Source organism: Pseudomonas sp. Marseille-Q5117, assembly GCF_946901175.1.
Lineage (GTDB): Bacteria > Pseudomonadota > Gammaproteobacteria > Pseudomonadales > Pseudomonadaceae > Aquipseudomonas > Aquipseudomonas iranensis.
This window is the reverse complement of the sequence record NZ_CAMPPP010000005.1, coordinates 201,699-227,640: the sequence shown is the minus strand read 5'-3', so window position 1 is coordinate 227,640 and position 25,942 is coordinate 201,699. Positions and strand designations below refer to the sequence as shown.

The 25,942-nt window shown below is 55.4% G+C and carries 20 protein-coding genes and 1 pseudogene; 6 read left to right on the top strand and 15 right to left on the bottom strand.

What is annotated here, in order from left to right; genetic code table 11:
* Positions 1-27 precede the first annotated feature (27 nt).
* A complete protein-coding gene (locus OC605_RS11085; RefSeq protein ID WP_262137088.1) occupies positions 28-2,034 on the top strand; it encodes a hypothetical protein in 2,007 nt (668 codons plus the stop codon).
* A gap of 183 nt (positions 2,035-2,217) precedes the next feature.
* Positions 2,218-4,569, top strand: a complete 2,352-nt coding sequence (locus tag OC605_RS11080; protein WP_262137086.1) for an autotransporter outer membrane beta-barrel domain-containing protein — start codon at positions 2,218-2,220, stop codon at positions 4,567-4,569.
* A 71-nt stretch (positions 4,570-4,640) separates the two neighbouring features.
* Here OC605_RS11080 and OC605_RS11075 read toward each other — a convergent pair whose 3' ends face one another.
* From OC605_RS11075 to OC605_RS11060, 4 genes are all read right to left on the bottom strand, one after another.
* Positions 4,641-5,084, bottom strand: coding sequence for a hypothetical protein (locus OC605_RS11075; protein WP_186569099.1), 444 nt, complete (start codon positions 5,082-5,084; stop codon positions 4,641-4,643).
* Between the two features lie 161 nt (positions 5,085-5,245).
* Positions 5,246-5,887 (bottom strand): DUF1345 domain-containing protein, encoded by a 642-nt coding sequence (locus OC605_RS11070; protein ID WP_262137084.1) that lies wholly within the window; start codon positions 5,885-5,887, stop codon positions 5,246-5,248.
* A 179-nt stretch (positions 5,888-6,066) separates the two neighbouring features.
* Complete coding sequence (locus OC605_RS11065; RefSeq protein ID WP_186569097.1) at positions 6,067-9,165, bottom strand: efflux RND transporter permease subunit; 3,099 nt, start codon at positions 9,163-9,165, stop codon at positions 6,067-6,069.
* Positions 9,166-9,180: 15 nt separating this feature from the next.
* Positions 9,181-10,338 (bottom strand): efflux RND transporter periplasmic adaptor subunit, encoded by a 1,158-nt coding sequence (locus OC605_RS11060; protein WP_262137082.1) that lies wholly within the window; start codon positions 10,336-10,338, stop codon positions 9,181-9,183.
* A gap of 253 nt (positions 10,339-10,591) precedes the next feature.
* On the opposite strand from OC605_RS11060, the gene OC605_RS11055 reads away from it, so the two are divergent.
* Positions 10,592-11,293 (top strand): response regulator transcription factor, encoded by a 702-nt coding sequence (locus OC605_RS11055; RefSeq protein ID WP_016774890.1) that lies wholly within the window; start codon positions 10,592-10,594, stop codon positions 11,291-11,293.
* 4 nt (positions 11,294-11,297) lie between these two features.
* Positions 11,298-12,599, top strand: coding sequence for an ATP-binding protein (locus OC605_RS11050; RefSeq protein ID WP_262137080.1), 1,302 nt, complete (start codon positions 11,298-11,300; stop codon positions 12,597-12,599).
* Positions 12,600-12,614: 15 nt separating this feature from the next.
* Here the strand turns inward: OC605_RS11050 and OC605_RS11045 are convergent, their stop codons facing one another.
* Positions 12,615-12,794, bottom strand: a complete 180-nt coding sequence (locus tag OC605_RS11045) for a hypothetical protein (RefSeq protein WP_071172577.1) — start codon at positions 12,792-12,794, stop codon at positions 12,615-12,617.
* A 68-nt stretch (positions 12,795-12,862) separates the two neighbouring features.
* Positions 12,863-13,219: a DUF2834 domain-containing protein gene (locus OC605_RS11040; protein WP_186569134.1), complete on the bottom strand. Its 357-nt coding sequence runs from the start codon at positions 13,217-13,219 to the stop codon at positions 12,863-12,865.
* Positions 13,220-13,469: 250 nt separating this feature from the next.
* Here OC605_RS11040 and ilvA point away from each other — a divergent pair.
* Positions 13,470-14,459 (top strand): annotated as a pseudogene (gene ilvA / locus OC605_RS11035) (threonine ammonia-lyase, biosynthetic); the annotation flags it as partial.
* Between the two features lie 36 nt (positions 14,460-14,495).
* On the opposite strand, the gene eco reads toward ilvA, so the two are convergent.
* Positions 14,496-14,981, bottom strand: coding sequence for a serine protease inhibitor ecotin (gene eco, locus OC605_RS11030; RefSeq protein ID WP_262137078.1), 486 nt, complete (start codon positions 14,979-14,981; stop codon positions 14,496-14,498).
* A gap of 369 nt (positions 14,982-15,350) precedes the next feature.
* Between eco and OC605_RS11025 the strand changes: the two genes are divergently transcribed.
* On the top strand, positions 15,351-15,620 hold the full coding sequence (locus OC605_RS11025; protein ID WP_243241059.1) for a DUF1652 domain-containing protein: 270 nt from the start codon (positions 15,351-15,353) through the stop codon (positions 15,618-15,620).
* Here the strand turns inward: OC605_RS11025 and OC605_RS11020 are convergent.
* From OC605_RS11020 to OC605_RS10985, 8 genes are all read right to left on the bottom strand, one after another.
* Positions 15,617-16,015, bottom strand: coding sequence for a hypothetical protein (locus tag OC605_RS11020; RefSeq protein ID WP_122750481.1), 399 nt, complete (start codon positions 16,013-16,015; stop codon positions 15,617-15,619). The genes OC605_RS11025 and OC605_RS11020 overlap by 4 nt on opposite strands.
* A gap of 90 nt (positions 16,016-16,105) precedes the next feature.
* Positions 16,106-16,375, bottom strand: coding sequence for a DUF2790 domain-containing protein (locus tag OC605_RS11015; protein WP_262137073.1), 270 nt, complete (start codon positions 16,373-16,375; stop codon positions 16,106-16,108).
* Positions 16,376-16,645: 270 nt separating this feature from the next.
* Positions 16,646-17,782, bottom strand: a complete 1,137-nt coding sequence (locus OC605_RS11010; protein WP_262137071.1) for a tetratricopeptide repeat protein — start codon at positions 17,780-17,782, stop codon at positions 16,646-16,648.
* Positions 17,783-17,788: 6 nt separating this feature from the next.
* Positions 17,789-18,763: a tetratricopeptide repeat protein gene (locus OC605_RS11005; RefSeq protein ID WP_137213702.1), complete on the bottom strand. Its 975-nt coding sequence runs from the start codon at positions 18,761-18,763 to the stop codon at positions 17,789-17,791.
* A gap of 4 nt (positions 18,764-18,767) precedes the next feature.
* A complete protein-coding gene (locus tag OC605_RS11000) occupies positions 18,768-22,076 on the bottom strand; it encodes a hypothetical protein (protein WP_262137068.1) in 3,309 nt (1,102 codons plus the stop codon).
* 17 nt (positions 22,077-22,093) lie between these two features.
* Positions 22,094-22,975, bottom strand: a complete 882-nt coding sequence (locus OC605_RS10995) for a DUF4123 domain-containing protein (RefSeq protein WP_262137066.1) — start codon at positions 22,973-22,975, stop codon at positions 22,094-22,096.
* The gene (locus OC605_RS10990) at positions 22,966-25,020 is read right to left on the bottom strand and encodes a type VI secretion system tip protein VgrG (protein ID WP_262137064.1); all 2,055 of its coding nucleotides are present in this window, start codon (positions 25,018-25,020) and stop codon (positions 22,966-22,968) included. The genes OC605_RS10995 and OC605_RS10990 overlap by 10 nt, the downstream gene beginning before the upstream one ends.
* Positions 25,021-25,286: 266 nt before the next feature.
* A complete protein-coding gene (locus OC605_RS10985; protein ID WP_016774877.1) occupies positions 25,287-25,907 on the bottom strand; it encodes a hypothetical protein in 621 nt (206 codons plus the stop codon).
* Between the last annotated feature and the right edge of the window lie 35 nt (positions 25,908-25,942).

The window sequence follows — 25,942 nt, the reverse complement described above, 5'->3', positions numbered from 1 at the left end:
GTTTTTAATTAATACGAGGAAATGAACGTGAATACTTCAATCTTTAACGGTAAGCCGCAGTCTGCTGTTGCTCTTGGTAAAAGTAGTCGTCTTGCGCTGCGTACTTCCAACGTTAACGTAGGGGTACGCTTGGCTGATCCCGAATTTGTTGGCTTGCTACCCGGTAGGCTGTTGCCGAAAACCATCATTGATTCAGGTACAGCGCAGGTAAGATTCCTTACGTCAACAATCCTGACGCCCGAAGATAACGATTTATATGAGTTGTACCAGCGAAAAGGCCCTGGCGGGACTGAGACCATGATTGCGGATGACGATTTGGGGCTCGTCGCCGGCCGCCAGACGGAAGTGCTTATCAGCGTGCCGACCGCGGCGCTGCTGGATGATGATGTGAATAAATTTTCAACAAGATGGGAGTTTCAGTTAAGCGTACTTAACGGGAAGAACGGCAATCGGGATGACTCGAATTGGTTCACTGTAGAAATCGATAGAAATCCACCAGAAGTGGACAAGGGCTCGGGTACGAAATTTCAGCCGGAAAGAGCTGTTTACCTGAATTTGCCCAATAAAACTGTCGACGACGCATGGCTGGCAAATAATGAGTTTTTACAAATAAGCATCAATCGGAGCTACGAGTTTTATAATGCAAGCGACACGATTCATGTGTACTCGGGCCCTACATATGGAACTGGAAAGTTGCTCCATACTCAGCGATTAACAGCGGATACAGTTGAAGTGCCAAGTGCTGAATTGCCAAAAACAAATTCGCGGGAATATCTCTGGTACACATTGACGGACGCGACGGGCAACATCAGCGAACTAGCGGTTGCCAATGATTATCAAATTTCTCGAGAGCCACTTCCAATCTTTCACGATTGTGAGTTTCCGCAGGGTATCTCTCCGGATCCAATCGACCTCAACGATCTGCAGGGTACGGTGTATTTGAATGTCAAGCGCCCCGACAATGCGCAAGACACCGACCGCATCGCTGCAGCTGTCACCAATGGAACGCTTTCAGTTGGTTTGGGGATTCGCGTCTTGGGGGCCGCCACTGTGTTGCAGTTCCCTATCACAACCAGCAGATTACTGGCGCTTTGGGATAACGCGACCGCGGCAGTGACGATTAATGGATCTTATAAATTTTTTCGTGGAACTGATCCGGAAGTTGCTCCGCCAGGTACCGCCTCCGAAATCAATTTGCTTGCCCCCGGCCCAAGTAACCCAGGCTTTCCCGACATCAAAAACCCTAACATGGTTGAAGTTACAGTGGTGGGCGCGTCGGGAACCAAGAACCACATCACCGCTTCCGACCGTTTGGCGGATATCACATTCAGCACACCGATGATAAAAACCGGAGACACGTGGGTACCTGTAGCAGGTGACATTGCCAGGTTTTTGATAAACGGCGAAGAAATTGCTGACTTTGCGCTCACTGCGGGTGATACGGACCCATTGACCCATACGATGAAGCCAGATGAATTTGATGCAATAATTGGGGCGCCAGGTCAAAAACAGGCATGTTGGACGATCGAAAATAGCGCCACCAGTCCGGCCGTCACAGAGTCACTTAATACTGCAGTCCAAGTGGATCTCGCCAAGGTCGACTTAGTAGCGCCAACAGTCACGCTTTTCAATGGATACGTATCATGCGCATATCTTACCCGGCCTGATCGAGAGTTGCCGGTGACCGTGACAATAGATGCAGTGAATATGCCGAAAGACACCGTTGTTACAGTTTACTCCGAAGGCTATGAAGATCCGCTTGGGACCAAGAAAATCCTAGGTACAGAATTTAGTGACACTTACACCGTACTTGGAACCGAAAACCCGGCGGAGTTCGTTCTTAACGTCAAGCCGTATTTAACTAAACTTAAGCCCATTCAACCACCATTCAGTTCCGGATTGCCAAATGGCTATATCAAGGTTTGGTATTCGATACTTATCTCGGGTGCTCCGAATCCTTCTGAAGAGTTTTTTAATGAGGTGTCGCTACTAAATTCAAGCAACAATTATTGTGAAGGTACTCCGACAATTTAGGCTTGTCAGATTACTGCCGAGACAATCGTTGTCTCGGCGGTTGGCAACGATTGGAAAAACACAATTTAGCAATATCGGACATGTCCTACATACCAATGCGTAACGGATCGGTAGTTTGGCGCCGCCTTGGGTGAAGGATCCTACTCGATCTATCACCATCGTCGTATATTTGGAGAATTGGATTTGAGTACTTCATCTCGTTGGACAACCACATATTTTCGCACTCGTGCCAAGACCGTTATCTGGCGTGGAACGTCTTCATTCTGCTTCTCACTGCTGGCTTGCGAGTCTGCGTTCGCCGCCGGACTGGTGGGAACTGCTCACACCGTCGACAGAGGCGATAATGTGGAGTCCTGGCAGCTTTCACAGCGGGCGACATTGAATATCGATCAGGCTGAGACTCTGGGCATCGTCGCTCGGCAATCTCAAGTCAATGCGGTAGGCGCCACTACTCAGCGGATTTCTACCTCCGATGGATCAGTCGTAAACCTGGCAGGTACCACTGTGACAGGTGGCAATGCGCGTGCCGGGGTTGAATTAGCCAACAGTACCGTGAGGATTTCTGGCAACAGCACTATCTCCAGTGATCGCCTTGGGCTGCAAGCCGGGCGCAACATCAACGTCAATTCCGGCTCGAAGGTGACAGTCAGTGACAGCACGATCCGGGGAGTAACAGGCGGAGCTCGTGCAACGGCCTTCAGTACTCTGGAGTTCTCAGGTTCCACTATCGAAGGGACGGGGGCAGGCAGTTTTGGTATAACGTTGCTGAGCGGTTCCGCTTCCGCCACGGCAGGCAGCCAGATACTCGGTGGCCAGAATGGCGTACGGCTTGGACTGGAAGGTGCAGGGTTGCCTGGCAGCCATTTGCTGTTGCGAGGTTCGAGCGTTGAGGGCAAAAGCGGGTCGGCAATTGTCGTGGATTATGAGGGTACGAGCGCTGCCGCTTCCCGGATCGACGTCCTCGACGGCTCTAGGCTGACGGGTGGCACCGGGACCATTATTGAAGTCAAGGGGCTGGGCAATGCGGACGTCAATGTGGAGCGCAGTGACCTGAAGGGCAATGTGCAGATTGCGGATACCAGTACGGCAGCGCTTGGTTTCAAGCAGGCTTCGTTGACCGGAGATGTGACAGCCGATACTGGGGCAACTGCTGCTGTTGCGCTGCAGCAAAACTCGCAATTGACCGGTGTCATGACCAATGTCTACAGCGCCACTATCGATTCGACGTCACGCTGGAATATGACGGGCAATAGTCAGGTGGGCGATTTGGTGCTCGATGGTGGTACGGTAAGGATCGGTGCCGATACCGCTTTCAATCGACTGGCCGTGCACAACCTTTCTGGTAGTGGCCTGTTTGAAATGAATGTCAATTTCGCAACAAATCAATCCGACGTGCTGAATATCACAGGAACAGCGACTGGAGATCATCGTTTGTTGGTCGCCTCAACCGGGACAGAGCTGGCAAGCGGTCAACCCGTGGATCTTGTGCATGTCGCCGGCGGTGACGCCAAATTCTCATTGGCCAACGTCAATGGCGAGGTCGATTTAGGTGCGTTTTCCTATGGCTTGAAACAGAGCGAAAGCGGCAACGACTGGTTTCTCGATCCGACTGCTCGGACGGTCAGCCCATCTACTCGCGCTGTCACAGCGCTTTTCAATACTGCCATCACTGTGCTGGATGGAGAGGCCATGTCTTTGCGCAGCCGTATGGGTGAAGTGCGTTTCAATCACTCTAAATCCGGCCCGTGGGGCAGGGCGTATGGCAGTAAGTACAATGTTTCGGACGCGTTTAGTGATGGTTATCGGCAAGATCAGCAAGGTTTCACGCTTGGCGCAGATGCTCCGCTTCCTATAGGTGGTGGACAGTGGCTGTTGGGCGCCATGGCCGGGCAAAGTCATTCTGACTTGAATTTGCACCGCGGAACCAGCGGCACGATCAAAAGTTACTATGTGGGCTCCTATCTCACCTGGATCGACAATGCCAAAGGCTATTACCTTGATAACGTCGTCAAGTTCAATCATTTCCAGAATGAAGCTAAAGTCGGGTTGAGTGATGGCAATCGTACGAAGGGCGATTACGACAACACTGGTGTCAGCGGATCCATTGAGTTCGGACGCCATTTCGCATTCGATCAAGGCTATTTCATTGAACCGTATATCCAAGGCAGTGCTGCAATAATCCAGGGCAAGGATTATGAGTTGGCGAACGGCTTGATTGTGGAGGGTGATCGTACCCGTTCCATGCGTGCCGAGGGCGGTATGACGTTAGGTCGAAACTTGAAATTGCGCAACGGCGTTGTCTGGCAGCCTTATGCTCGTGTGGCTCTAGCTCACGAGTTCTCAAAGAACAACGAAGTACAGGTCAATAATAATGTATTCAATAACGACCTCTCCGGTTCGCGTGTAAAAGTTGGCGGCGGTGCTGCGCTTAACATGTCGGATCGATGGCAGGCGCATGCGGAACTGGAATATATGAGGGGCAACAATATCGAAATGCCGATCGGCGCTACGCTTGGTCTTCAATTCAAATGGTAAATAAATGAATTAACGAGTTATAAAAAAGCCCCTTCATTCATGATGGGGCTTTTGATGTTTTTAATGTTTGGTCAAGTCAATGAGGTGTCGAAATTCGCGATGCACGGAAAGGTTCCACTTGCGTCGGATTTAGCTATGTCCGCTGTGAAGGTGCCAGTGAAATGGTTGGTTTCCGTGTCCAGTTTATACTCTAGGGTGCCCGAAGTCGCTTTTTGTAAAGTAGGGAGCTCTTGGTTTTCGTAGCTGTTGTAAGTAACATTTGCACCGACATCAACGTCTGTAATAGCTGTTGACGCCTCAAGCTTGGATTTTTCAAAAACGATGGTGAAGGTCCGCACGAATGGCTTTTCACGGTCATAGGCAATGACGATGTAGACGTCACCCCTGCCGGGAGTCGTGCCAGATATTAATTCTGTATACAGAGCTCTGAATTTCGTCCCGTCTTCCAAGTCGGCGGTGAATTCGTCTATGAAATCGTTTTGGTTATAGCCAATTTTCAGTGCTGCGCTGCTCATGAGTTCAATCTCCATATTATCGAGTCGGGAAGATCCAAGCAGCATCGTAGGATAAGAGTGCGTGGATAACTCATATAAGACGACCTATGCTGACTTGTAAACTGTCAGATATTACAGCTATGCAAGAGGTTGTTTTTATGCTTGGGGTTGCCGTGCGATATTCAACCGAACAAGCCTGCCGCAATGTTAATCGAAAACCCCAAAATAGCCGTATTGAACACGAACCCAATCAATGATTGCGCCAGCACAATCTTTCGAATATCCCGCGTTGCAACCCCCACATCCGAAGTCTGCACAGCCACGCCGATGGTGAACGAGAAGTACAAAAAGTCCCAGTAATTGGGCGTGGTCAGTCCTTCAGCAAAACGCAGTGCCGGCTCCTTGCCGTTCCAGGTGTAAAACAACCTCGCGTAGTGCACGCAAAAGATCACCCCAATCAGCAGCCACGAACCGATTATCGTCAGCGCGGTAAAACCGTAATGCATGAGTTTGCGCGTGGTTTCCAGATCCTTGCTGCCGGCAAGTTCGAAGGTAATGGTCGCCAGACTGGCCAGTGCGGCGATGCACACCACGAACAGCACCAGCCCGGCGTTCTCATCTTCGACTTCGGCAATGCGTCGAACGTCCGGGGCCTTGGCGCGTATGGTCAGCCAGAACATCAGGATCAGGTAAGTCCACACGCCGGTGTTCCAGCCGATAAGAATCTTGCTCGTGATGGAGTCGGCGGGGACCAGCAGGCCGGTGGCTAGGCCGAGCACGGCGGCAGCCGAAAGGCGAGGGTGGGTGCGGGCGAGGAAGGGCATGAAAGCTCGGTGGGCTAGGGTGGTTTGAACACCTTAGCCCAGCGATGACAGATGTGGCCACTGTGCAGGATGTTTGTCAACTTTGTGGGAGCGAGCGTGCTCGCGAAGACTTCAGCAGATCCAACATTAGCGTTGGCAGACCGGACGTATTCGCGAGCAGGCTCGCTCCCACAGTTTGATCAGTGTCGTCTGGTGAATCGTTGTACGAGCTTCATGACCACGACGAAGAACACCGGCACGAAGATCACCGCAAGCGTGGCGGTGATCATCCCGCCGATCACGCCAGTGCCGATCGCTTGCTGACTCGCCGAGCTGGCACCCGTGGCGATGGCCAATGGCACCACGCCGAGAATGAACGCCAGCGAGGTCATCACGATCGGCCGCAAGCGCAAGCGAGCAGCCTGCAACGTTGCATCGATCAGGTCGTGACCTTCGTCATACAGGCTCTTGGCAAATTCGATAATGAGGATCGCGTTCTTCGCCGACAGGCCAATGATGGTAATCAGGCCAACCTTGAAGAACACGTCGTTAGGCATCCCGCGCATTGTCACCGCCAGCACCGCGCCGAGCACACCCAGCGGGACAACGAGCAGTACCGACGTCGGAATTGACCAGCTCTCGTACAGCGCCGCCAGACACAGGAACACCACCAGCAGCGACAAGCCGAGCAGAATCGGCGCCTGATTGCCGGACAAACGCTCCTGCAGCGACAGCCCGGTCCATTCCTGGCCCAGGCCTTTCGGCCCCAGCGCTACCAAACGCTCGATTTCCGCCATCGCTTCGCCGGTGCTGTGCCCGGCAGACGGTTCGCCGGAGATGGCAATCGCCGGATAGCCGTTGTACCTGGTCAACTGCGCCGGGCCTTGAATCCAGTTGGCCTGGACAAACGCCGACAGCGGCACCATGTTCCCGGCGTTGTTGCGCACATGCATTTTCAGCAAGTCGTCGACCTGACTGCGCTGATCGCCTTCGGCTTGCACAACCACGCGCTGCATGCGCCCCTGATTGGGGAAGTCATTGATGTAGCTCGAACCCACGGCAGTGGACAACACGTTGCCGATGTCGGCGAATGAAACACCCAAGGCGTTCGCCTGCTTGCGGTCAACGACCAATTGCACTTGCGGTGCCTCGGCCAGCGCACTTTCGCGCACGTTCATCAGTACCGGACTTTTTTCGGCGGCCGCGAGCAGTTCCGTACGCGCCTGCATCAAGGTCGCATGGCCCAGGCCACCGCGATCCTGCAAACGGAATTCGAAACCGCTTGAGGTGCCGAGACCATCTACTGGCGGCGGCAGCACCGAGAACGCCATGGCGTCCTTGATCTGGCTCAGCGCCGCGTTGGCGCGGTCAGCGATCGAGCTTGCGGCATCGTCGCTGCCACGTTCCGACCAATCCTTCAGCGTCGAAAACGCCAGCGCCGCGTTCTGGCCGCTACCGGAGAAGCTGAAACCCAGAATCACGACACTGTCACTGATCCCCGGCTCACCGGCGTTGTGCGCTTCGAGCTGTTCGGCTACTTGCACGGTGCGGTTCTTGGTCGCGCCCGGCGGCAGCTGGATATCGGTAATGGTGTAGCCCTGATCTTCTGTAGGCAGAAACGAAGAGGGCAGGCGCGCGAAACAGAACCCAAGTCCAATCAACAGGACGACGTAAATCATCAGGTAGCGACCAGTGCGCTTGAGCGCATAGCTGACCCAACCCTGATAGCGATCGGTCAGTTGTTCGAAACGACGATTGAACCAGCCAAAGAATCCGGACTTCTCGTGATGCTCACCTTTGGCGACAGGCTTGAGCAATGTTGCGCACAACGCCGGCGTCAACGTCAGGGCGAGAAACGCCGAGAACAGAATCGACGTCGCCATGGACAGCGAGAACTGTTGGTAGATCACGCCGACCGAGCCCTGCATGAACGCCATCGGAATAAACACCGCGACCAGCACCAGAGTGATGCCGATAATCGCGCCGGTAATCTGCGTCATTGCCTTGCGCGTGGCTTCCTTGGGCGACAGGCCCTCGGTGGCCATGATCCGTTCGACGTTCTCCACCACGACGATGGCGTCATCCACCAGAATGCCGATGGCCAGCACCATGCCGAACATGGTCAGCACGTTGATCGAGAAGCCCAGCGCCAGCATGGTCGCGAACGTGCCCATCAACGCCACCGGCACCACCAGTGTCGGGATCAGCGTATAGCGCACGTTCTGCAAGAACAGGAACATCACCGCAAACACCAGCAGCATCGCTTCGCCAAGGGTGTAGATCACTTTGGTGATCGAGACTTTGACGAAGGGCGAGGTGTCATACGGAATCTTGTACTCCACGCCCGCCGGGAAGTAGCGCGCCAGCTCGTCCATCTTCGCCCGCACCAGCGTTGCGGTGTTGAGTGCGTTGGCGCCGGGAGAGAGCTGCACGCCAACGGCAGTGGAGGGCTTGCCGTTGAGGCGTGTGCCGAACTGGTATTCCTGACTGCCGATCTCCACTCGCGCGACGTCACCGATGCGCACCGTGGAGCCATCGCGATTGGCCTTGAGCACGATGTCGGCGAATTCCTGCGGCGTCGACAACTGGCCCTTGACCAGAATCGTCGCAGTGATTTCCTGTGCGGAAGGCGACGGCAGATCACCGATGCTACCCGCTGAAACTTGGGCGTTCTGCGCAACGATAGCCTCGTTGACATCGGCTGGCGTCAGGTTGAAAGCGATGAGCTTCCGCGGGTCGATCCAGATGCGCATGGCCCGTTCGGCGCCGTACAACTGCGCCTTGCCGACACCGTCCAGACGCTTGATCTCGTTCATCACGTTGCGCGCCAGATAATCGCTGAGCGCCACGTCATCGAGCTTGCCGTCGCTGGAGGTCAAAGTGATGAGCAAGAGGAAACCGGAAGAGACTTTCTCCACCTGCAAACCCTGCTGGTTCACTGCTTGCGGCAGGCGCGACTCGACGACTTTCAGGCGATTTTGCACGTCGACCTGCGCCAGTTCCGGGTTGGTGCCCGGCTGGAACGTGGCCTTGATCGTCGCGCTGCCGAGGCTGCTTTGCGATTCGAAGTAGAGCAGGTGATCGGCGCCGTTGAGCTCTTCCTCGATCAGGCTGACCACGCTCTCATCGACGGTCTGCGCCGAGGCGCCTGGGTACACGGCATAGATTTCGATCTGCGGCGGTGCGACGTCCGGGTATTGCGCGACCGGCAACTGCGGAATGGCCAGCGCACCGGCCAACAGGATGAACAGGGCGACCACCCAGGCAAACACCGGGCGGTCGATAAAGAACTGCGGCATATAAGAGCGTCCTGCTTACTGACCAGTGGTCTGGGCAAGTGGAAGAGGGGTTTCGTCGACCTGTACTTTTTCCCCGGGACGGGCGTGTTGCAGGCCTTCGATGACAATGCGGTCGCCGGGCTTCAGGCCGCCGGTGACGATCCAGCGATTGTTCTGCACCGCACCCAGTTGCACCGGTTGCTGCGCCACGCGCATCTGCTCATCGACGGTCAGCACCTGGGCAATGCCAGCACTGTCACGCTGCACCGCGCGTTGCGGCACGGTAATGCCGTTCTGAATGGTTGCCTGTTCAAGGCGTACGCGGATGAAACTGCCCGGCAGCAGGTCGAGATCCGGATTGGGGAGTTCACTGCGCAGGATGATTTGGCCAGTGCCCGGATCAACGGTAATGTCGCTGAACAGCAGCTTGCCAGGCAATGGATACAGGCTGCCGTCATCCTGAATCAGTGTGGCCTTGACCTGGTCCTGACCGACTTCCTGTAACTGCCCGGAACGGAACGCCCGGCGCAGTTCATTGAGCTCGCGAGTCGACTGGGTGAGGTCGGCATGGATCGGGTTGAGCTGCTGAATCAGCGCCAGCGGCGTGGTTTCGTTCTGCCCCACCAGCGCACCTTCGGTGACCAGCGCGCGGCCGATGCGGCCGGAAATCGGCGCGGTCACGGTGGCATAACCGAGGTTCAGTTTCGCCCGTTCCAGCGCTGCCTTGCTGGCGGCGACATCAGCGGCGGTCTGCCGGGCAGCGGCGCGGGCGTTGTCATAGTCCTGACCACTGATGGCCTGGTCCTCGATCAACTGCGAATAGCGTTGTTCTTGCAGTTTCGCCTGAAAGGCGTTGGCCTCGGCTTTGCGCAGCGCGGCTTCGGCACTGTCCAGATCCGCCTTGAAAGGTGCCGGGTCGATGCGGAACAGCACATCGCCTTTTTTCACGTCGCTCCCTTCGCGATAGGTGCGCTGCAACACCACGCCCGCCACTCGCGCACGCACTTCGGCAATCCGTGGCGCGGCGATGCGGCCGCTCAGTTCGCTGCTGATCGACAGGGGCTCGGCTTTAATGGTCTCTACGCGCACGGTGGCCGGCGGCGTCTGCTCTTCGGCGTTCGAGGATGAATCACAAGCGCTCAGCGTCAGCGCCAATGCGATCAGGCCGAGCCCGGCCAGCAGTTTTCCAGACATGTACAACCCCCAATATTGAAGGCCGCATCCTACGGCCAGACGGGGAGGTTAGCGGTGAAGCTTTGTAGTTGCTGTGTGAAATTGTGTAAGGGTTTTGCTCGGTGGTGCGCGAGGGCGTATATCCTGCAGGCCTTGAAATTTATTGCGACAGTTCGATCGCTTTCGCGAGCAGGCGCGCTCCCACAGGAGATCGCATTTCAATGTGCGAGCGAATGAGCCCTGACTGTCGCCACAGCATTTTCTGGAACACCCCATGCCCAACATCCTCCTCGTCGAAGACGACACCGCCCTCGCCGAACTGATTTCCAGCTACCTGGAGCGCAACGGTTATTCCGTCAGCGTCATCGGCCGTGGCGACCATGTGCGCGAACGGGCGCGGATCAGTCCGCCGGATCTGGTGATCCTCGACCTCATGCTGCCGGGCCTCGACGGCTTGCAGGTGTGCCGCTTGCTGCGCGCCGATTCAGCGACACTGCCGATCCTCATGCTCACGGCCCGCGATGACAGCCATGATCAGGTGCTGGGCCTGGAAATGGGCGCTGACGATTACGTCACCAAACCCTGCGAGCCACGGGTGCTGCTGGCGCGGGTGCGTACCTTGTTGCGGCGCAGCAGCCTCGGCGAACCGTTGGCCGTCAATGACCGGATCGTCATGGGCAATCTGTGCATTGACCTCTCCGAACGCACCGTGACCTGGCGCGACCAAGCGGTCGAGCTGTCCAGCGGTGAATACAATCTGCTGGTGGTGCTGGCCCGGCACGCCGGCGAAGTGCTGAGTCGCGATCAGATTCTTCAGCGTCTGCGCGGGATTGAATTCAACGGCACCGATCGCTCGGTGGACGTGGCGATTTCCAAGCTGCGACGCAAGTTCGACGATCACGCCGGCGAGGCGCGCAAGATCAAGACTGTGTGGGGCAAGGGCTATCTGTTCAGCCGCTCCGAATGGGAATGCTGAGCTGATGTTTCGCATTCTGTTTCGCCTGTATCTGGTGACGATCGTCTCCTATAGCGCGGCGATCTATCTGGTGCCGGATCTGGTGGTCATGGCCTTCCGGGATCGCTTCGTCACCTACAACCTCGACTTTTCCCGAGGTCTGCAATCGCTGATCACCAAGCAGTTTCATGCTGCGCCGCAAGAGCAGTGGCCGGAGATTGCAGCGGCGATGGACAAGGAATTCCAGCCGCTGCACATCGTCCTGACGCCAATCGACGACCCGGTGTTCACGCCCATCGAGCAGGAACGTCTGCACCGTGGTGAAAACGTGGTGCGCATCGGCGACTGGGGCTGGCGAACATTGGCGGTAACTCCGCTGAATGCGGACATGGCCGTGCGCATGGTCGTGCCGCCCGATCCGGTCGACGTCGATCTGTTGTACTGGAGCATCAACGTGCTGATCGGCGCCATGTTGCTCGGCTGCCTGTTGCTTTGGCTGCGTCCGCACTGGCGCGATCTGGAGCGCCTGAAAGGGACCGCCGAACGCTTTGGCAAAGGACACTTGAGCGAGCGGACCAGAATAGCACCGAGTTCGAACATCGGCAGCCTCGCCAACGTGTTCGACACCATGGCTGGCGATATCGAAAACCTGCTCAATCAGCAGCGCGACTTGCTCAACGCTGTCTCGCATGAACTGCGTACGCCGCTGACACGTCTGGATTTCGGCCTGGCGCTTGCTTTGTCCGAAGACTTGCCTGCCGCCAGCCGCGAGCGTTTGCAGAGCCTGGTCGCACACATCCGTGAACTGGATGAACTGGTACTGGAATTACTCTCCTACAGCCGTTTGCAAAACCCGGCGCAATCGCCCGAGCGCATCGAGGTGTCGCTGGATGAGTTCATCGACAGCATTCTCGGCAGTGTCGATGAGGAACTAGAGTCGCCTGACATCGTGATTGACGTTCTGCTGCACGGTCAGCTCGAACGCTTTGCGCTGGACCCGCGCCTGACCGCCCGGGCCATCCAGAACCTGTTGCGCAATGCCATGCGCTATTGCGAAAAGCGCATTCAGATTGGCGTGCAGGTCATTGCCGGCGGTTGTGATATATGGGTTGACGACGATGGCATCGGCATTCCCGACGACGAGCGCGAGCGGATCTTTGAACCGTTCTATCGGCTCGACCGCAGCCGTGATCGCGCGACCGGCGGATTCGGCCTCGGTCTGGCGATCAGCCGCCGCGCACTGGAAGCGCAGGGCGGTACCTTGACGGTTGAAAGTTCGCCGCTGGGTGGCGCGCGATTCAGGCTGTGGTTGCCGGCCACGGCCTGAACCGTATGACGAATATCAGGGCTGCGTTGTGCCGCTGGTCTGCAACACGCATTGCTGTGTTTTACTGTCCCACACTTGGCCTTTCGGGCATTCGGGCTTTTTCACGGCGTCGCTTTCATCGACGGCGAAAACAGCAGGGCTGGCCAGGGCGGCGACCAGCAGCGGGACGGCGAACAGCACTTGGCGAATGTTCATGGTCAATCTCCACGTTCATCGGCTTGGAGCGGAAGTTGTTGTTCTCATTTGCAGTGACTGTTCAGTTCTCAGGAAGATTCAAAATTGTGAGGCTGGGCCGACGGCGCAGCGGCAGATTTGCGCCGTTCCTGAATTCCGCGAATCACCAGGTACAACAGCGGCCCCACTGAAACGAACACGGTGGTCAGCAGCAAATAAGGCACTACCGACCAGACGGAGCGTCCCCGAGACCGGGCGTCCTTGACCATCCAAACACCGGCCAGTGTCGCCAGCAGGTACAGATCGATGACTACCTGCGCGGTGTCTGGTCGTGACATGAGGCTGATGCCGAAGTCGATCAGTGACTGTTCAGCCTGGAGCATTACCGAAACTGTGTACCCACTGAACGCGAGCAAAGCGGTGAGAGGCAGGGCGATGGACATCATGCTTTCCTTCCTTGGTGTGATGAGCAGAATCGCCAGCCTACCGGCGCGAAGCACAATTGACCATTGACTTGTCATCCGCCGGCAGGCTAATTTCCAGCCCATGACTTTCACCGTATCGCGCCGCCAGCCAAGCATTATTACCGCCATTCCTCATTTGGCGGGCTAGCTTACGACTGCAGCACCCAACCCGCCCTAGAGGCGGGTTTTTACTTTCTGTCTCCGGGGTTCTGAAAAATGTCAGGAGACGACCATGCCGCACAGCCCCGACCAGCAAGCACTGCTTGAGCACTACGTGAAAAAGATTCTGGCCGCGCCGGTGTACGACATTGCGGTGCGTACGCCATTGCAGTTTGCGCCAGCGTTGTCTGAAACAATGGGCAACCGGATCTTGCTCAAGCGCGAAGATCTGCAACCGACGTTCTCTTTCAAGATCCGTGGTGCTTACAACAAACTCGTGCAACTGAGCGAAGAGCAGAGAGCGCGGGGAGTGATCACTGCATCGGCGGGTAATCACGCGCAGGGTGTAGCGCTGGCGGCACGGGAGTTGGGCATCTGCGCGACGATCGTCATGCCGTCTACCACCCCTGAGCTCAAAGTCCTCGGCGTGCGCAGTCGCGGTGCCGAAGCACTGCTGCATGGCGAGAGTTTCCCGTTTGCTCTGGCCCACGCGTTGCATTTGGCTGAACACACCGGATGCACGTTCGTTTCACCGTTCGATGATCCCGAAGTGATCGCCGGACAAGGCACCGTGGCGATGGAAATACTGCGCCAGCATCAAGGCGCGCTGGATGCGATCTTTATCCCGGTCGGCGGCGGAGGCTTGATCGCCGGTATCGCGGCCTACGTCAAATACCTGCGCCCGGAAGTGCGGATCATTGGCGTCGAATCCGAACATTCGGCCTGTCTGCAAGCCGCTTTGCGCGCGGACGAGCGGGTGGTTCTACCAAGCGTCGGTACCTTTGCCGATGGCGTAGCGGTGGCGCAGATCGGCGCGTATGGCTTTGAGGTTTGCCGTTTTTGTGTAGATGAGGTAATCACGGTCAGCAATGACGAGCTCTGCGCCGCGATCAAGAATATCTACGACGATACCCGTTCGATCACTGAACCTTCAGGTGCGCTGGCCGTGGCGGGGATCAAGCAGTACGTGGCGCGCAGCGGCGTTCGCGATCAGACATTCGTCGCCATCGACTCCGGGGCCAACATCAACTTCGACAGCCTGCGCCATGTCGCCGAGCGCGCCGCTGCTTGCGGCGTGCCGGCGTAACAAGCGCTCCGGTTATTCCTGCAGGGCGGTGCCGACTTTTTCCGACGCCGACCAGATGCGATAACGCACTTCGACGTCCGACGGCGCGTACACCACAACTGGCAACTTGCTGTTGTAGCGCAACATGAAGTCGTCACCGATGACGGGAACGAAAGCGCGCTTTTTCTGGCTGCCGGGCGGGCACGCCATCAGCGTGCTCATCGGGCCAATGACTTTTTCCAGACGATAGAACGGATAGCCCCAGCCTTGCAGATTTTTTTCATCGAGCACACCGCCCAGACGTTGACGGTTGCAATCCACTTCCAGAGTTTTGCCGGCGAGAATTTCAACCTGGAAATTCTCTTCCTGCTCTTGCTTGGGCAGATGGATGACTTGTCGGGTAAACCCGGCTTCGGCCTTGGGATACGGCGCGACGTCTTCGAGCTTGGCGGCGTGGGCGAGGGTGGAAAGGTTGGCGATCAACAGGCCGGTGATCGCGCAAACGCTTAAGGAATTCATGGAGGCCTCCGTGCGGGTTGAATTGCAATGGGAGACATTCTTGCCGTCATAGTCTTCGAAAGCAAATTTGCCCGGAGATTGCAGATTGCAGGGGACGGGTGGTCCATTCATGCAATTTGCAAATAGCAGGATACTGGCCACATTTCCAAGTGCTTGATTTTGAAGGGCGTAAAACGAACCGATCAAAGGCACGCTTTATGCGTTCTTCCGGTGAGGCGCACTGGATTTGGGCGCCTACACTCCAATGGGCATTTCGCAGTACCACCATTTGCCGCGCCAAGGAAACAGCGGGGGCACACCCGTGAAGGCGCAGCAAAGGGTCAGCGTGAATACTTGATTGGCAATCGCACAGAAAGGAGAGGGTTCGCCATGTTTTTATCTGCCTTGGAATTACGCAATATCATTGAAAGCAGCTTCTTGCCGAAACGCTGCCAGTGCACGCTGTCACCCGACTTGTCGATGTCCGTCAAAGTATTTGGCGACCATCGAACCGACCAAGCCGATCTCTACGTCAGTGGAATCGACGCCAGCCGCCTGAACAGCTGCCGTGAAATCAACAACCTGGTCGCAGGACTGCGATCCGATCTCGCGCAACAAACCAATACGCATCAAACCAGCGCTCGTTCTCGAGCGGTTTAACCCAGCGTTTCACCCAATTCGACCGTCACGCGCCGGGCCTGTACAAAACCAAGGCCCAGCGCGAACTCGACTAGCACCGCGAGCAAAATCCCGGGGCCGGCATGGCCATTGAGCCATTCTCCAAAACCCAACGCCGCCAAACCGAAACAGCCGACGATGAAACCATTGCTCAGTGCACTGCGTGCCGCTGACGGCGGAGCATTGCGCAGCAAATAAAACATCACCCCCAACGCCGCAAACAGCACCGCGCTGCGCCTTGCGACTACGCCAGTGCCTTCCGAATAGCCAATACTCCAGATCGCCAGCAACACCTCCGGAAAAAATCCCCAGACCAGCGCCAGCAAAAAACACAGGATTGAAGTGAAGCTCGACAACGTGCGGAACGACAACTGCATGGCCAATCCTTGCGGCAGTAGGGAAGGCCCCGAGCATAACCGTCGGAGCCACCCCACGCCTATGGCGAACCGGAAAATCAGAAGCGTCTGTCAGTTCTGCCGACTGCATGCGTCAGATAATTTCCTGTAACTGATTTGTGCGGGCTTGCCGGTGTTGTCGATGTATTTCATGTCGGCGGTGATGACTTTGCATTCCGAGGTCGGCGGCTCGGTTAGCGACAGCACCTTCGCCACGTGGAGTGGCATGCCGTATTGGTAGGGTGCTTGATTCGATGTGGCGGAGGTGTCGTTGGCTTGGGCCAATGCGGTGTATGAGCAGCAGGCGAGGGTGGCGGTGAGCAGGAAGGGACGGATGTTCATGAAGGGACTCCAGCGTAACGGATAGGCGCCCGGCACGAAGCCGAACGAGCCTGCCGCACTGGGCGTCAGCGGGGGAGAGCTGAGGGTGTGCGGTGATATGGAGTCTCTGACTGTGGCGTTAAGGCTGAGTTAACCGATTTGAACATGAGCTGAGTTATTTACGGTTGCTTTTCCCTTGTCTCGGGCATTTGTCGTTTGCAATATGAATCATTAGGGTACGGGCTTTGACGTGCTCGAAAAAAATTAATGATAAGGCTGTACTGCTAAATTTCAGTACCCTAACTTATCTGGAAAAAACGAGAGCGGTGGGTGAGTGGCCTTCCACGTTTTTGCGAGTTCTTTTGCTTTTTCTAATTGCTCTTTTGACAGCTTTTTTTCTACTTCCGGCAATACGTCGTTAACGTTGTTTATTACGTTTCCACCACCATCAAGCTCCAGTAGATTCGACAATAGTGCGTATGACTTTACCGGGTCTGATTCGAATCCGTATTTTGGTTCAGCTTCGCCAATATATGACGCGTAACCAAAAACTGCAGATGCATAGCCTGAGGCTGCAGCTTTTTCATTCCATTTTCTAAATGATGACAAATCGGCTTTTTCAATCCTGGTAGCGGCAAATCCCATCATGGCTGGTGGATAACCATTCTCTGCAGCGGCTTTCATCCATTTTTCGATTTCATCTGATCTGCTAGAGGGTAGTAGGAACATGCCTCCCCCCTCTTGATACTTGGTCGCTAAACGAAATTGCGCTAATGCAAAACCTTTTTCTGCGGACTTTTCAAGCCATTCATCGTTTCCTGTTATCTCCCATAGTAGGTACATCGACTCAGCGTCACCATGAGATGCCTGATCTGTAGCAAGGTTTTTGGCTTTGTTCATCCAATCTTTAAGCGATTGCTCAGAGGAAGAACAGTTGTTCATAGTTACGCACAAATCTTGATCCGCGCCGCCGAGCCGAATCATAGAGTAAATATTGCCTTTTTTTGCTGATTCCTCGTAAGCCTTTCGCGCTTCTTGAGTCATGTATCTGTTGTTTTTTCTTATAGATTCTCCCAAATAGTAAAGTGCTTCATCATCACCGCCTTCGGCTGCTATTTGTAATGTTTCAATTGCGGAGATGGCTTTGTGTTGATTGTATAGTTCAATGCCCTTGATTTTTGCCTGAGATTGTTCGTTCGTAAGCGCCAGTGACTGGGGCGACGCTAACGTTAATAAAATAAGCGTAGTGGTGATCACTTTTGGTAGTGTAAGTGCTAAGTTGTTTCTCGGTTGCAGTTGTTTAGCTGGTATATCGGTCTTTGTGAAACTTTTGAAAACGATACGGCAGAGCGCGGACGACAAGGCTGTCGATCGTTCTAATTGGGGAAGATTAGCCTCGTACCGGTTATTTCTTGCATTCTGCTTCATTACTAATTAAAAACCTAATTTCCTTGGAAAGAAAGAAAGGGGCGGGTGGGTGGCCTTCCACTCAATTGCATATTTTTCCGCTTCCTCAATCTGGTTCGATGTCATTTTTGCAGCAATTTTAGGAAGCTTCCCTTCCACATAGACTTGAACGTTTCCACCGCCATCCAATTCTTTAAGCAAAGAGACCAGTGCGTAGCCCTTGATCAAATCGACGGGGTAGCCAACTTTGTCGGGCGTGTGGGAAAGATATGCACCATAGGTTGCGACGGCATTTTGATAACCGGTTTTCGCCGCTTCTTCCCACCAATGCCGAACACCTGCCAGATCATTTCGCTGGGAAAGAATCGAAATATATTCGATCATTGCAGGAGGGTAACCTCCTTCCGAAGCAGCCTTTAGCAACTCCTCCTCGGCAGTCTTTCTTTTCCAAGGTAGCAAAAATGTGCCTTCCCCCTCGGCGTAACGATTAGCGAGCAACCACTGTGACGGCGCATATCCAGCCGCTGCTGATTTCTGCAACCAATCCAACTCTGCAGTCGCGTTGTAAAGCACAGCCATCGCTTCGCCGTCGCCACCCAAAGCGCGAGGCGTAGCAGTTTTTATCAATAAATCTAGCCAGTCACTTGGTTTTTTACTACTAGCAGGACATTGGTTGACAACCGAGCACAGGTCTTCCGATACGGTGGCGAGTTTAAACATCGCATAATAATCACCCTGTGATGCTGATGCCTCGTACCATTTTTGCGCTTCGACAGTCATTCCTTGTTTTTTTTGACGAAGCTCGTCAGCTAAATAGAATTGTGCTTCCGCATCGCCCGCTTCGGCTGCTATGCGAAGTTCCAGTTCTGCTGGTTTGTATTGATTGAAAAGCATTATCCCACGAGTTTTTGCGGCCTGCTGAGTTGGTGTAAGCTCGGCAAGTACATTGTTTGATAAGAGGGTTGCAATTGCGGTTGCTATATATATAAGTGTGCGCGACATTTTTTTATCCCTTGATGTATGTAGCTGGAGGGACATATTTTGCTTTTCCGCCAGGAACAAAAGTTTGTCCGTAGTATCGGGTTCTGTGACAAAAGCCATCTAGGTTCGCGCCTAAAAGGTTCACGTGCGCTTTATACCGGGCACGCATTTCGTCGTTCGCATCGTCGTGCAGTCGCAGAATTGCTTCTGACATGAAATTGTCCATATGCAGTCGATTCTCGCAATATAGCTGTTCTGCTTCGTCTGCGGCTTTGGTTCCGAACCGATTCATGCTCATGCATGCTTCTTCAAATTGTGCTTGGGCAAGGGTTATTGTTCCTTGCTTTTCCGCTTGGCGGACAATCAATCCTAGTATGCGCTCAACAGCCTGCTGCTGAAGCAGTTGACACTGGTCTTTTGTATAAGACTTTTCTGTGGCTTTAGAGCTTGCACTAGGCGCTCCATATTCCGAAATCTTGAATTTCTCCGGCGCGGAAATCAATGTCATCAACATTGGGCCAAGCGCACCTGGAGTCGCTGCCAAGATCCATTGGTCTAACTCAGCTTGATTATGATAATTCATAATCGTATGAGCGATAATTGCTCCTCTGCCGCCCCCGGTTAACGCCTCATATAACGACATCACCATATCAACGCCTTGCATGTAAGTCATCGCCACTTCCATCCCGGCAGCGCCAAGAAAGTTTAGTTTGTCGATGTAGTCGGCGGCTTCGTCCGTCACAAAAATTAGCGATTTATCCTGATTTTTATGCATTTCCCGTCGCAGCAAGTTAATCAAGTCAGTAACACCGTCATAGCCTACTTCAAATTGAAATTCGCCGCCGACGCCAGCGCCGACGATGACGGAAGCCTTGAACCGCATGATGAAGCGGCCTTCATGCAAGGAGATCCCAATATCTGCCGTAGTACCCAGCCCATACGCGGCAGTAAAGCCTGCTGTGAGTCTGGCCAGGCTCGCCCATTGGCTAGCTTTCGCGTTGTTGACGGTGTTCGCCATGCCGGGCGAAGGGGCGGTGCGCAACATAGCGATATCTTTCGGCGGAGCCCAGTTCAAGGCGCCTGTCAGCAGAATCCCAGCCTGAACTCCTGCAAAGAGATTGAATTGGGCTTTAGCCCCATCTTCAACCCGTACTTTCGCGGCGTCGCCCGCCAGAACAGGTTCGCTTCTAGTTGTAGTTGCTACGGCATTGGTGGTCTCCGGACGTTTTGCATCGGTGATTTCCGGAAGATTGAGGCCGCCTTGTACGTTTGCACGTCCCAACTGCACGCTGGAGGAGAGGAGGAGGGTAGCGCCTGTGTAGCCCCACGCTCTAGCGCCCAAATGGATCGAAAACCTGCCGAGATTCAGGTTTTTGCGGTTTTTCTCGTAATCCAGGTACGGGATCAGGATGTCTTTTGCTTGATCTTTACCCGGCAGATCCATCTTCATCAACTCAACTTCACCGCGTGCCAAGTCAATCCCAAGGCTGGCTTCGGCTTTGGCAGAGGCCTTGAAGTTATCGGTGACGCTGAAGCTCGGACCAGTGACCTTGGTTCCAGTGTGGATGGAGGACTGTGGTGGCGTGAGGCAACGAACCAATTGTGCTTGAGGACTGTTATCGAACAGGCGCAACGAACTTCGAACTTCTTCTTTGAACAGCAGCTGCCGAAGGCGCAGCCCCCAGTCTTTGCGGGCGCCTGCGTCCTCAATAGTATCCACTGTCAGTTTTTTCGACTTGAGATAGGAATGGAAGAGTTCTACATCGAACCAGCCTTTTTCATCGAACCAGTTGCTTTCCTGATCCTTGATGGCCATCGCGCCTTCGAGGCGTAGCCATTCATGGAAAGGGTTATCGTCTGTGTCAGTTTGCGCTTTCCCGTTGCTGTTGCCGGGAAGTTTCTGCAGGTCTTTGCTTGCAGTAGCACCGAGCGCGCTTACGTCTTTTTTCAAGGCTTTTTCAATGCCTTCCAGATTAAGCAGACTCAAATGCTTGACCGGACTGTTGGGGCTATTGAAAAGCGCCACTTCGCGCAACGGAAAGCCAGCCTTGACCAGGCGCTCTTCCGGTTTCGGCTGAAATTGCTCTGGCTCCCACAACAGATGGCGCAGTGGTAGGGCTGCGGCTACAGCGGCTTCTGCATCATCGCGAAGCTTCATGCGCTCTTGTTGAATGCGCTGCCACTCGGTTTTTTCAGCCTGCACGATGCCCGCTGGTGCCGCTACGTTTTGGCCGCTGGCGTCAATCCAGGCTTTGTATTTGGTGCGGATTTGTTCAGCCAGTTTGACCTGCCGCTGTTCCATCTCGAGATATGATTTGAATTTCTCGATACCTGCGCTGATTTCGCCTGTGTCAGGAATGAGGGCAAACTCAGGAAGTGCCAAGCCATAGTCGGCGACTTTCAAAATCGAATCGATATAGGCAGCAAAGTCTTTTTCGATTTTTTTGCGTTCGTTGGCCACATCGTTCAAATAACCGCACATCCGGGCCTTGCCATCGATCACACAGTTTGTGGCGTCCAGATACGCCTTCTTGTTCTTCTTGAAATCTTCTTCTTTGAGAGTAGTCAGCTTGCCGCTGGCTGTGAGTGCCGCACGGGCTTTCAGATAGGTCTGAACACGAGTTCTAGCCTCAAGAGCACCGGGCGAAAACAGGTTGCCACTTTCATAGATATAGCCAGCTATCTTGGCTTGCTCTATTGCTACAGCCTTCAGCTTCTTCCACTCGTTGTAGAGTCGTTGCAGCTTTTGCCCCTCGGAGTTGGCCTCAAGCAGGCTAGCCTGTTGCTGACCGGCCAGTGCCCGGTTCCGTGCGTACTCACTCTGATCCGGCAACTTCTCCAGCGCCGCTGAATTTCGGGCGTCACGGCTCACGGATTTCAAGCGCATGGCCATGGTTGGCTGCGCAATATCCGGCTCCTGAGCTTCGATTTCCAGCATTCGGCTTTTCTGTTCACCTTGCAGGAAGTTTGACAACTTGGGTTCGAGGAAGTACTCGAGCAACCCCGCGGTGTTCATCCCCTTTAAACGTTCCTCAGGAGACTTGCTTGCGCTGATATGTTGCTCAAGTTCATTCATCGCTTCTTTGATCGAGCTTGCAGCGCGTTCAGGCAGCAGATAGAACATTCTTTCCTTGGTTGCGTAGATCACCTCGCCATAACTTGTCGAGCAAGCCGTTTCCACTTTGTCGAACGCGTTGGGGCAACTGGCAGGCATTACAGGCTGAGGATCAAGCTCCAAGGCAGGTTTCGTTTCAACCGGTGTCGACGGGGCTGAGGCAGTTGCCGCAGAGCTGTCGCGATCTACCTTTGTTGCTTCTGAGATTTCAGTATCCATTTCGCTTCCATTCATTCTTAACGGACGGGTTCATCAGCAACGCTGGTGGTAAGTTGCTGCAGCTGCTGTACTTTGATGAACGACTCTTCCCTGGATTGCAGGATGGCCATTGCCTGTGGCTGTGTTTCAAGCAGTGGGCCATTTGTGATTGACCCCAGCTTCAGCAAGTGACGGCCTTCGTAAATATTGTGGGCAACCAGCACATTGAGGTTTGCCACAAGGTTGGGCAGATGCTCATCGCTCGGCTCGCCGTAATCTGCGTGATGGTCATCTGCCCAATAAATCCAACCGAAATGCTCTTGAACGTTCGCCGCGGATGGCGGCAGGCTGAACACTGAAGTATCGCCCAGCCATTCGACTTCCGAGACGGCGCGCCAACTGAGCCATGGACCTTTATTGCGCCCAAAATGAACCGGCGCTGGGCTGTATACGTGCTGCCAAGGGCCGAACAGCTGATGGGAGTTGTCGCCAGCGGTATAGGCCAGCGCGGCCCACAGGCTTGGCTTGTGGTAGCTCAGCAGGCTTTGTCCGCCAGAGCCATCATTAGCGCGCAAGAGCCAGCGCGCATGGGCGAGCGCTTTGTCAGAATCAGCTGTGGTAATGGCAATGCCAGAGAAATTTTCCTCGCACAGCTTTGCTGCCTCAGCCGCAAGGCGACTGCCCCACGGCGCGGTGATCCAGAGCGGACCGTCAGCGGCGATCTCAGCGAAGGCGGTTTTGAGGAACAGGCCCTGTGCATCTACCACCGGTTCGCCAACACGATAAAGGCGGCTCATCGCGTCAGGCTGTCGAACCGGGTCAATAATGAAACACAGTGTTGATTCAGAGCTTTCTCTCGGTAAATCAACGAACCCATGGCGTGGAGCTTCGAGGAGGGCGCTGAGCGCTTTTACATGCATGTGCAATCCTTACGGCTGCAGGCGCCGTTGCTTTGCTTGCCGCACAACGGCGTTATTCCAGACTCATTCAGACGTTTGGGCAGCGGGACAGGGACTTTCCCCGCCTTATCCGCATCCACAACCTTCATCGGCCCCGGCAACAACGGCGCCGCCGGCGTGCCCACCCCTGGCGAGCCGCCGGTATTGACCTTCACCTCAGCGCCGCTGATGGTCACGCCACCCGCATCGACCTTGACGAAGCTGCCGCCAGCCTTGGCGGTCAGTTCCATGGCGCCTTCGACCACGACTCTCTGGCCGGCGTAATAATGAATTTCATTGCCGGCCTCAACAAACTGCCCAGTCCCCACCTTCACATGCTGCGTCACACCCACCGTCAGGTGATCATCCGCGCGCATTTCGCTGATTCGGTCCAGATGGGTGATCCGGTGTTCTTCGACCTTGAACTCGCTCAACACATTGGCTTCAACGGTGTCGTGGCGTTCGTTGCCGACGCGGATTTTCTGGTCGTGTTCGATGTTTTCGTCCCAGTCGCGCTGGGCGTGGATGTAGATCTGTTCGGCGCCTTTCTTGTCTTCGATGCGGAATTCGTTGTAGCCCTTGCCGCCCGGGGAGCTGAGGGTTTTCAAGGTGCTGCGGGTCTTGTTGGCCGGCAGGTCGTAGGGGACGACGTTTTCCTTGTGGTACAGGCAGCCGGTGACGAGGGGCTGGTCGGGGTCGCCTTCGAGGAAGGTGACGAGGACTTCCATGCCGATGCGCGGGATGGCGATGCCGCCGTAGGCTGCGCCGGCCCAGCCGCTGGCGACGCGCATCCAGCAGGTGGTTTTGTCGTCGGACTGGCCGTCGCGGTCCCAGTGGAATTGCACTTTGATGCGGCCGTACTGATCGCAGTGGATCTCTTCACCAGGCGGGCCGGTGACGACGGCGGTCTGGCTGCCGAGTACTTTCGGTTTCGGGTGTTCGAGGGCAGGGCGGTAGTGCGCGTCCCACGGGGTGGCGAGGAAGCTGTTGCGGTAGCCCTGGTGGAAATCGCTCTTGTTGTCGGTGACGTCGCTGGTGACGTTTTCGCCGAGCACTTGCGGTTGTTTGCCTTCGTGGAAGACTTCCAGCAGCAGCCACAGGTCGTTCCACTCGGCGCGCGGGTGTTCGGCGAGCGTGAGGAAATGGCCGCTGGTCAGCGTCGGTTCATCACCTTTGCCTTCGGCGAGTTTGTAGTCGCTGCGATGGCGCTCCAGGGCGCGGGTCGAGAGGAACTTGCCGCGCTCGCGAGTGGTGAAGCGGCCGGGGTAATCGTAGTCTTCCAGATCCGGGGCAAATTCGGATTTGACCGCGCCTTCGGGCAGCAGCTTGGGTTTTTCGAAATCGTAGTCGCGACGGCTGACGCGGGTGGTGCGGGTTTCCAGGCGCAGGTTGAAGCGCTTGATCACCGGTTTCTCCGCAGCCATGCCGGAGTCCTGCTGGTAGCTGACCGGCTTCAGTTTGCGGAATACCGTCTGGTCGTCGCCGAACACCAGTTTGTGGCCGCTGCTGCTGTGCTGGAAGTGGAAGTGAATGCCTTCTTCTTCGCACAGGCGCTGGATGAAATGCAGGTCGGACTCGTCGTATTGCACGCAATACTCGCGTTCCGGGTACTCGGCGCCGAGCTGGAAGCTGTAGGCGTCGGAGAGAATGCCGCGATCTTCCAGCACCTGGGCGATGATTTTCGGCACCGTCAGTTGCTGGAAGATCTGCTGATCATGGTTGTGCTGCAGATAGGCCAGTTGTGGCATCAGGCTGATGCTGTAGCGGGTCAGGGTCTTGCCGGAGTCGCCCTGCTCGATGCGATAGACCTGACCGTGAATCTTGCCTTCGCCGGTAGCGCCGAACGTCAGGCAGGCGCGCTTGTGCAGCAGCTCTTCGAGCTTCAGGTCGGGGCGGGCGCTGACCAGTTCGAGGTCGAAACGGAACGGTTCGTTGAGGGCTTCGCGACCGGTGAAGCTGAGGACTTGCAGGTCGGCGTTGGCGTCTTCGATCGAGAGGGTGATGTGGGTTGCATTGGCGTCCAGCATGCCTTGAATTCCGTCCGTTGAATAAGCAGGTGATGGATGTTGCAGGATTAGACGGCCTCATTCAAGGCGCAAATGGCGTAGGTGTGAGGCCTTGATGCCATAGGGAAAACCCTTAGGGAGGCGGTTTGAGCCAGTAAAACCGGGCATCGCATGAATTTTTAGTGTCTGATCGGGTGCTATCGCGAGCAGGCTCGCTCCCACAGGGGATCTACGTGATCACAGAATATGTCGGCATCTGTGGGAGCGAGCCTGCTCGCGAACGGCTTCTACAACCAATGCCAGAACCGGCTCCAAAATCCGCGATTGAGGTCTTCCTTGCAGCCGGCATATTGCTGCGCATACAGATCCGAACGGTTCTGCACCTTGCGCGCGGTCGGCGGTAGCCAGGCCTTGCTGGCGTAGGTCTTGTTGCGGAAGCCGCCCCAGCCTTCGTGGTAGTTCAGGTACTGGTTATAGGCGTCGTATTTGTACACGCCGTTGATCGAGGTGGTCTTGTCCATGTACCAGCCGACGAAGTCGATGGCGTCGTCGAAGTCTTCGCGATCGGCCCAGTTGCGGCCGGTGCTTTTCTGGTAGTCGGCCCAGACTTCATCCTTGGCTTGCGCATAACCGGAAGCGGTGGAGACGCGGCCCCACGGAATTACCCAGAGCAGGTATTTGCGTGGCGTCTTGGCGTCGTAGCGGTAGCCGGATTCCTGATACATGATCGCGAAAGGCACCTGGATCGGCACGCCCCAGCGTTTCTGGGTGACTTGCGCAGCGTCGTACCAATCGCTTTTCTCGCGGAAGATTGCGCAGATGTCCTCCGGGGAGCGGGGCGGCGAGGTGCCGCAACCGCTCAGCAGAGTGGCCAGGGTCAGGAGGGCGAGGATGTGCCTGTGATTCAAGAGCTGTTTTCCGTCGTGCGCAAAAAGGCCGACAG